The organism is Corallococcus llansteffanensis, assembly GCF_003612055.1.
GTDB classification, from domain to species: domain Bacteria; phylum Myxococcota; class Myxococcia; order Myxococcales; family Myxococcaceae; genus Corallococcus; species Corallococcus llansteffanensis.
On sequence record NZ_RAWB01000427.1, the window covers coordinates 1 to 8,720 of the forward strand.

The 8,720-nt window shown below is 70.2% G+C and carries 5 protein-coding genes; 2 read left to right on the forward strand and 3 right to left on the reverse strand.

The genetic code is table 11. The features are described from left to right. The first annotated feature begins 170 nt into the window (after positions 1-170). The gene (locus D7V93_RS30675; protein WP_120646764.1) at positions 171-1,736 is read left to right on the forward strand and encodes a glucan 1,4-alpha-maltotetraohydrolase domain-containing protein; all 1,566 of its coding nucleotides are present in this window, start codon (positions 171-173) and stop codon (positions 1,734-1,736) included. A gap of 184 nt (positions 1,737-1,920) precedes the next feature. Then, a complete protein-coding gene (locus D7V93_RS30680) occupies positions 1,921-2,904 on the forward strand; it encodes a hypothetical protein (RefSeq protein ID WP_147451419.1) in 984 nt (327 codons plus the stop codon). 116 nt (positions 2,905-3,020) lie between these two features. Here the strand turns inward: D7V93_RS30680 and D7V93_RS30685 are convergent, their stop codons facing one another. The 3 genes from D7V93_RS30685 to D7V93_RS30695 form a co-directional block, all read right to left on the reverse strand. Next, positions 3,021-6,179: an efflux RND transporter permease subunit gene (locus tag D7V93_RS30685; protein ID WP_120646766.1), complete on the reverse strand. Its 3,159-nt coding sequence runs from the start codon at positions 6,177-6,179 to the stop codon at positions 3,021-3,023. A gap of 25 nt (positions 6,180-6,204) precedes the next feature. Next, the gene (locus D7V93_RS30690; RefSeq protein ID WP_120646767.1) at positions 6,205-7,422 is read right to left on the reverse strand and encodes an efflux RND transporter periplasmic adaptor subunit; all 1,218 of its coding nucleotides are present in this window, start codon (positions 7,420-7,422) and stop codon (positions 6,205-6,207) included. Then, on the reverse strand, positions 7,410-8,720 hold a 1,311-nt coding region (locus tag D7V93_RS30695), incomplete at its 5' end, for a TolC family protein (protein ID WP_244237612.1). The genes D7V93_RS30690 and D7V93_RS30695, both read right to left, overlap by 13 nt.

The following is an 8,720-nucleotide window of genomic DNA, read 5'->3' on the forward strand; positions in this document are numbered from 1 at the left end:
GAACGACGGAGGGTGGGATTGTAGACACGTCCCCCGTTCAGCAAAGCGCGACGCCCTGCGTCATGTCCTGGGCGCACCCGGTGGGAGGTCCGGCAAACACGGGCAGTCCTGGTTCACCGGAGAGGGGGGGATTAGCTTGCCGCCGCTTCCTCCCCCAACTCGAGGTCCCGATGACGATGAAGACCCGCCTGCTGGCCGCGTCCATGGCCAGCCTCTTCGCCGCCGCCCCCGCCGCGGCCAAGCCGCTGGATGGCGCCAGCACCGACGTGATGATCCAGGGCTTCCACTGGAACTCCGCCAGCGCGGGCGGGTGGTGGAACACGGTGAAGAACAACGCGGCCACGCTGAAGTCCGCGGGCTTCACCATGGTGTGGCTGCCGCCGCCGTCGGATGCGGCCTCCACCCAGGGCTACCTGCCCCGGCAGCTCAACGTGCTCAACTCCAGCTACGGCACGGAGGCAGAGCTCGTCGCCGCGCTGGCCGCCCTCAACGCGCAGGGCCTCAAGCCCATCGCGGACATCGTGGTGAACCACCGCGTGGGCACCGCCAACTGGGCGGACTTCACCAACCCCACCTGGGGCGGCTGCAACGCGGTGGCGACGGGCGACGAGTGGCCCACGGCCTGCGGCAACGCCGACAGCGGTGAGAGCTACGCGGCCGCCCGCGACCTGGACCACTCGCAGGCGTTCGTGCGCGCGGACCTGAAGACGTGGATGAACAGCCGCCTGAAGGGCGTGGGCTTCGCCGGCTGGCGCTTCGACTTCGTGAAGGGCTTCGACGGCGCGTACGTGAAGGAGTACGTCACGGACACCGCGCCCTGGTTCTGCGTGGGCGAGTTCTGGCCCACCAACTACTTCGACGCGAACAACCCCGGCAACTGGCGCCAGCAGATCATCAACTGGGTGGACCGCACCACGGGCACCTGCGCTGGCTTCGACTTCGCGACGAAGGGCCTGCTCAACGACGCGCTCACCAACAACAACTACGCGCGCCTCAAGGCGGCGGACGGCAAGCCCGCGGGCACCATCGGCGCGTGGCCCAGCCGCTCGGTGACGTTCGTGGACAACCACGACACCGGCCCCAGCGAGTCGTGCGGCAACGGGCAGAACCACTGGCCGGTGCCGTGCACCAAGGTGATGCAGGGCTACGCCTACATCCTGACCCACCCGGGCATCCCCACCGTCTACTGGCCGCACTACTTCAACTGGGGCCTGGGCTCCTCCATCCAGGCGCTGATGGCCGTGCGCAAGAGCGCGGGCCTCACCTCCGACTCCACCGTCAGCATCCAGCGCGCGGAAGCGGGCCTGTACGCCGCCATCATCGGCGGCAAGGTGGCGGTGAAGATTGGCGCCACGGCCTGGAGCCCCGGCACGGGCTGGACGCAGGCCGCCTCCGGCACCGACTACACCGTGTGGACCTCCGGCGGCACCCAGCCGACCACCGCCAACGTGGAGTTCGTGTGCAACAACGGCACGACGGTGATGGGCCAGAACGTCTACGTGACGGGCAGCATCGCGGAGCTGTCCACCTGGAGCGGCACGGCGACGAACAAGATCCTCAGCCCCACCGCGTACCCCACCTGGCGCGGCACCTACGCCCTGCCCGCCAGCACCACCATCGAGTGGAAGTGCGTGAAGCGTGACGGCTCCGGCAACGTCGTCTGGCAGGGCGGCGGCAACAATGTCGTCACCACGCCCGCGGCCGGCGGCAGCATCACCACCACCGCCAGCTTCTGAGACGATGCGACAGGCGCCCCGGCTGGATGACAAATCCGGGGCGTCTGTCCCTGCTTGTGTTTCAGCTGTTGCTTGAGTTCCCACCCTCAAGCTGGCACAGCGTGCGGCCACACCCCCTGGGCGGTGGCCGGACACCACGGGGTGCCGTCGGCCGCCGTCCTCCTGAAACAAGGCGGAAGAGACGATGCGTCGGACGACTGTGCGGAGTGCCGTGCTGTGGCTGTCGGCGGTGGGATTGCTGGGCGCGTGTGGCGGCGTGACGGAGCAGCAGGGCGAGGACGTGCTCACGACGGAGGCCCAGGGCCTCATCGCGGCGCCCCCTACGCCGCTGGGCTCCTTCACCACCTACGCGAGCCCGCTCGCGGTGGGCGGCGCGGTGCAGTCCTCGACGGGCCTGACGCCGGGCTACGAGGGCTTCAAGCTCACCGTCGCGGCGCACACCCAGGTGCAGCTGGAGGTGACGCACCTGGGCAGCTCCATGTACCTGGACACCGGCCTGTTCGTGTACGGCCCCAAGGACGCGAGCGGCAGCTACGGCAACCAGGTGCTGTTCCAGGATGACGACTCCGGCTACGGCGAGCTGAGCAAGGTGTCCCTGGCCACGCTGGACAAGGCCGGCGAGTACCTGGTGGTGGTGGGCTGGAACAACGCGGCGGGCAAGCAGTACCGCCTGCAGGCGTCGTGCGTGGGCGGCGCGTGCGTGCCCAACCCGCAGCCGGCGTCCGCAAGCCAGGGCCTGACGCTGGTCGAGGCCCCGGTGGACGCGGGCCTGCAGGCCACGCTCGCCAACGCGAACACCTACCGCGAGGACATGTTCTCCTACCTGCGCAAGTTCGACTTCGCGTGGCCGTACAGCACGCCCTCCACGGTGGACGCGGCCGCCGCCGCGGTGCTGGCGCGCAACGAGTACGCCGGCTACCGCACGGACTCCGCCCCGCAGACCTTCGCGTACGCGAACCTTCAGGCGCGCATGTATTGGCAGTTCCAGCCGCTGCACCCGGCCCTCCTCGCGACCTACGCCGACAGTGGCGAGCCCGTGCAGGTGAAGAGCTACTACCGCTTCTTCCAGACGGGCCCCAATGGCGACAACTGGCGCACGCTCAACGTCATCTTCTTCCCGCGCTCCTTCCACGTCATCGTGTACGAGCAGACCGCCCACGAGATCTGACGCGCGACTCCGAGCTCAGGAACTCCGAGCCTGGAAACACCACCGCCCTCCTCTTCGCGTCCGGAAGGGGAGGGCGGCTTGTCTTTCAGCGGTGCGGTGCTGCCCTTTGAGTCAGCTCACGGGGAGTGGGCGGGGACGACGGCCTCGCCCGGGGCTTCCGTGTCGCTGTCGCTGGAGCGCTTCGCCTCTCCGCGCAGCTTCTGCATCAGCACGTAGAGGCCGGGGATGAAGATGAGGTTGACGATGGTGGACACCAGCATGCCGCCGAACACCGCGGTGCCCAGCGAGTTGCGCGCCGCCGCGCCCGCGCCCGACGCCGTCATCAGCGGCACGACGCCCAGGAGGAACGCGATGGACGTCATCAGGATGGGCCTCAGCCGCACCTCCGCCGCCGTCACCACGGCCTCCAGCGAGCTCTTGCCCTGCTCGCGCAATTGCTCCGCGAACTCCACGATGAGGATGGCGTTCTTGGAGGACAGGCCCACCAGCATCACCAGCCCCACCTGACAGAACACGTCGTTGGCGAAACCGCGCGCCACCTGCAACCCGAGGGCGCCCATGATGGCCAGGGGCACCGACAGGATGATGACGAACGGGAGGCTGAAGCTCTCGTATTGCGCCGCCAGCACCAGGAACACGAAGAGGATGCCCAGGCCGAAGATGATCATCGTCTGCCCGCCGGACTCCTTCTGCTCCAGGCTGATGCCCGTCCACTCGGAGGCCATGCCCTGCGGCAGCACCTGGTTGGCCACGCCCTCCATCGCCTCCAGCGCCTGGCCGGACGACACGCCGGGGGCGCCCTGGCCGTTGATCTCCACGGAGCGGAACAGGTTGTAGTGCTTGATGACCTGCGCGGAGACGATGGGCGTCACCTTCACCAGCGACTCCAGCGGAATCATGTCCCCGGTGTCGGTGCGCGCGTAGAACGAGCCGATGTCCTGGGGGCTGTCGCGGAACTGCTGCTCGGCCTGGACATAGACGCGGTAGGTGCGGCTGGCGTAGTTGAAGTCGTTGACGTACTGGCTGCCCATGTAGAGCTGCATCACGCCGAAGATCTGCTCAATGGGCACGCCCAGCGCCTTGGCCTTCTGGCGGTCCACCTCCACGTCGAGGATGGGGGTGTTGGCGTTGAACGGGGTGAAGACGCCTCTCAGGCGGCCCTCCTCGTTGCCCTTGCTCACCATCTCCTGGGTGGCGTTCGCCAGCTCCTCCAGCGAGTGGCTGCCGGCGACGTCCTCCACGATGAACTGGAAGCCGCCGACGCTGCCCACGCCGCGGATGGCCGGAGGCTGGAAGGGGATGACGCGCGCGCTGCCAATCTTGCCCAGCGGGCCGCGCAGCCGCTCCACCAGCGCGGCCACCGACTGGGTCTTGCCCGTGCGCTGCTCCCACGGCTTCAGCGCCGTGAACACCGTGGCGTAGTTGGATCCGTTGCCGCTGGGGGAGAACCCGCCGATGGCGAACATCACCGCCACCTCCGGCTGGGCCTTGAGCACGGCCTCCACCTCCTGGAGCACCTTCTCCGTCTGGGCGAGCGACATGCCCTCCGGACCCTGCACGGAGATGATGACGTAGCCCTGGTCCTCGTCCGGGATGAAGCCCGTGGGCGCCGCGCGGAAGAGCATCACCGTGGCGCCGATGCAGGCGAGGAACGCCACCAGCACCAGCAGGGGGTGGCGCAAGAGCTTGCGCAGGCCCCGGCCGTAGGTGTCGCGCGTCCAGTCCAGCACCTGGTCCACCTTGCGGAAGAAGATCCACTTGGGGCCGTGGTGGTGCTTGAGCAGCCGCGCGGACAGCGCGGGCGTCAGCGTCAGCGCGCAGAAGGTGGACAGGGCCACCGACGCGGCGATGGTGAGCGCGAACTGGCGGTAGATGGAGCCCGTGGTGCCCGGGAAGAGCGCCACCGGGACGAACACCGCCACCAGCACCACGGAGATGGCGACGACGGCGCCGGCGACCTCCTTCATGCCCTCGCGCGCCGCCTGGAGCGGCTTCAACCCCCGCTCCGCCATCAGGCGCTCGATGTTCTCGATGACGACGATGGCGTCGTCCACGACGAGGCCCGTGGCCAAGGTGAGGCCGAACAGGGTCAGCGTGTTGATGGAGAAGCCCATCAGGTACACGAACGCGAACGTGCCCACGAGCGACACCGGCAGCGTGAGCGCCGTGATCAGCACGCTTCGCCACCCGTGCAGGAACAGGAAGATGACGAGGATGACGAGCGCGATGGCTTCAATCAGCGTGTGCACCACCTCGTTGACGGAGGCGCGCACCGCGAGCGTGGTGTCCGTGCCGGTGCGGTACTCCAGGCCCGGCGGGAACGCCTGCGCCAGCCGGTCCAGCTCCTTGACGACGCCGTCGCGCACGTCCAGCGCGTTGGCGGTGGGCAGCTGGAAGATGGCCAGGCCCACGCCGGTGCGGCCGTTGAAGCGCAGGAGGGTGGCGTAGTTCTCCGCGCCCAGCTCCACGCGGCCCACGTCCTTCACGGTGACGGCGCGGCCGTCCGTGTTGCGCATGAGGACGATGTCGCCGAACTCCTCCGGTTCAATCAGGCGGCCCCGGGCGCGCACGGCGATCTGGTACGGCTGCTCGTCGCTGGAGGGCGGCTGGCCCACCTGGCCCGCGGCCACCTGGAGGTTCTGCTCCTGGAGCGCGCGCACCACGTCCTGCGGCGTGAGCTGGCGGCGCGCCAGCTCCGACGGGTCCAACCACAGGCGCATGGAGAACTTGCGCTCGCCGAAGATGCGCACCTCGCCCACGCCCTTCACGCGCTTGATGGCGTCCTTGAGGTTCACGTCCGCGTAGTTGGAGAGGAACTTCGCGTCGTAGCGGTTGTCCGGGCTGGACAGGCCCACCGTCAGCAGCATCTGGCTGGAGGCCTTGTTGACGACGATGCCCGTCTGGTTCACCTGCGCGGGCAGGCGCGCGGCGGCGCGGCTGACGCGGTTCTGCACGTCCACGGCCGCGACCTCGATGTTGCGCGTGGGCGCGAACGTGACGGTGATGACGCTGGTGCCGTCGTTGCTGCTGGTGGAGGTGATGTAGCGCATGTCCTCCACGCCGTTGAGCTCCTGCTCCAACGGGATGGTGACGGCGGCCTCCACCACCTCGGCGCTCGCGCCGACGTAGGTGCTGGTGACGGTCACCTGGGGCGGCGCGAGGTCCGGGTACTGCGCGATGGGAAGCGTGGGGATGGCGATGAGCCCCACCAGCGTCAGGATGATGGAGCAGACGATGGCGAAGACGGGCCTGCGGATGAAGAAGTCGACGAACACGGGGTGACGCCCTCTCTCGAATCGCCTAGCGGCTGCCGCCGGTGGTGCCGCCCACCGCGGTCCGGGGCGCCATGGCGCGGGTGGGGACCTCGTCCGCGCGTGCCGAGCCCGGCGTCCGCGCGGGCTCGTTGTTCAGGAACACCTGCTTCGGAATCACGGCCATGCCGTCCTTCAGCATGTGCAGCGAGGACACCGCGACGAGGTCGCCCTGCTTCAGGCCGCCCTCCACCACGTAGGCCATGTCGCCCAGCGTGCCCAGCGTCACCGGGCGGCGCTCCACCACGCTCTTGCCGTCCTTCTTCTCCACCACCATCGCGAAGGGCTGCCCGCTCTGGCGCACCACCGCGAGCGCCGGAATCTGGAGCGCGTCCCGCGTGGAGTACACCAGCCGCGCCCGCAGCAGCTCACTGGGGCGCAGGCCCACCGTGTTGCGGAAGGCGGCCTTCACCTCCACCAGCTGCGTGCGCGGATCCGTCTGCGGCGCCACGTAGAAGACGGTGCTGGAGAGGATGAGCTTGCCCTGCTGATCCAACAGCTCCAGCGCGGTGTCCGGCTTGAGTGAACGGGCGCGGAAGGCCGGCACCGACACGCTGACCTCCAGCGCGTCCGCCTGGGCCACGGTGGTGAGCGTCGTGGTCGCGCCCACGAAGTCACCCACGCGCACCAGCACGTCGCCCATGGTGCCCGCGAAGGGCGCGCGCACCAGGTTGAACTGCAACTGCACCTGGCGCTGGACCACCGTCGCGCCGGCAGCGCGCGTGGCGGCCTCCGCGGCCTTCACGTCCGCCTGGGCGCGCTCCAGCTCCTGCACGCTCGCGAGCCCTTCTTTATTGAGGGACTCCGTGCGCGCCAGGGTGCGGCGCGCCAGCTCCAGGTTCACCGTGGAGGAGCTCTGCTGGGCCTGGGCGCTGTCCAGCGCCGCGGTCTCCTCGCGCGCGTCCACCTCCACCAGCGGCGTGCCCGCCTCCACCTTCTGGCCGGGCTTCACGAGAATCTTGCGCACGTAGCCGGCCACCTGCGGCACCACCGTGACGCTCTGCCGCGACAGCAGCGACCCCAGGTACTCCCCGGTGTCCCGCACCTCGTGCGGCGCCAGCGCCACGACCTGCACCTCGCGCGGCGGGGGCGCGGACTTCGCCTCCACCTTGCCCGAACAACCGGCCGCGCCGGCCACCAGGGCCGCGCCCAACAACGTCTTCGTCAGCAGCGCCTTCAGGGGGCGTACCCTCGTCACCAGTCGCACCGGGCCTCCGTCAGGAACGCGTCCAGGCGGGCCTGGACGAGCTCGAATTCCCTCAAAACCACCGCGAGCTGCGCCTGGCGGAGGGCCGCTCCGCTCTGCACCAGCTCCAGACTCCCACCTCGTCCTACCTCGAAGGCCCGCCGGGTGAGCCGGTCGGTCTTGTCCGCGAGCTCGAGGGACTCCGCCGCGGTCTTCAACAGGGCCTCGGCGACTTCCACTCCACGCCGGGCGCGAGAAACCTCCACGCCGACGCCGCGGCGGGTGGCCTCCAGGACCTGGGCGTTCTGCTCCTCGATGCCCGCGCGCTCGCGCACCAGCCCGGAGCGTCCGCCGCCCTCCCACAGGGGAACGGACAGCACGGCGGACACGTTCCAGGTGGCGAAGCGGCCGAAGCCGGGGTCGGTGGTGAAGCCGAAGAGGGTGCTGCTCAGGCCCAGCGTGGGCAGGTAGCCCGCGGACGCCTGGCGCCGGCTCTCCCGGGCCGCCTCCACGTTGGCCCGGGCGGCGACGAGGTCCGCGCGCTCACCCAGCTCCTGCACGGGGGCGCAGTCCCGGCGCGTCTGCTCCACCAGCCCCGTGAGGTTGAAGTCCGGGGTGACGCCCACGCCGTGGTCGGTGCCCAGCGACAGGCCCAGCGACTCGCGCGTCCGGCGCAGCTGTTCGTCCCCGGCCACCAGGGACTGCCGGGCCAGCGCCACGTCCTGGCCCACCCGCACCACGTCCAGCTGCGTGCCGGCGCCCAGCTCGAACGAGCGCTGGGTGAGGGCGGCGCGCTCCAGCGCCTGGCGCAGGCCCACGCGGTTGATCTCCGCGGCGCGTTCGGCGGCCACGGTGGCCACCAGCACGTCGGCCAGCCCCTGGGTGAGGCGGCGCTGCGTGTCCTGGAGGTTGGCGACGGACGCGTTCTCCGACGCCTTCGCCGACGACAGGCCCCGCCACGCGCTCACGTCCACGAGCGACTGGGTGAGGGTCGCGGACAGCGTGCCCAGGGGCGCGCTGGGGACCTTGGCCCCGGGGATCGTCGCGCCGCCGGCCACCACGCCCCCGCCCGCGGCGGAAGGGGTGTCCGGGTGCAGCACGTCCACGCCCAGCCCCGCGGAGGCCCGCGCGTTGGGCAGGAGCGCCGACAGCGACTGGCGCCAGCGGCCCTGCGCCCGCGTCACGCCCGCTTCGGCGATGCGCAGGTCCGCGGAGCGCTGGCGCACCAGCGTGAGCGCTTCGTCCCACGTCTTCACCTGCTCCTGCGCGGGCGGAACGGGGGTCAGCATCGGGTCGTCCACCTTCGGCTGGAAGGGGAC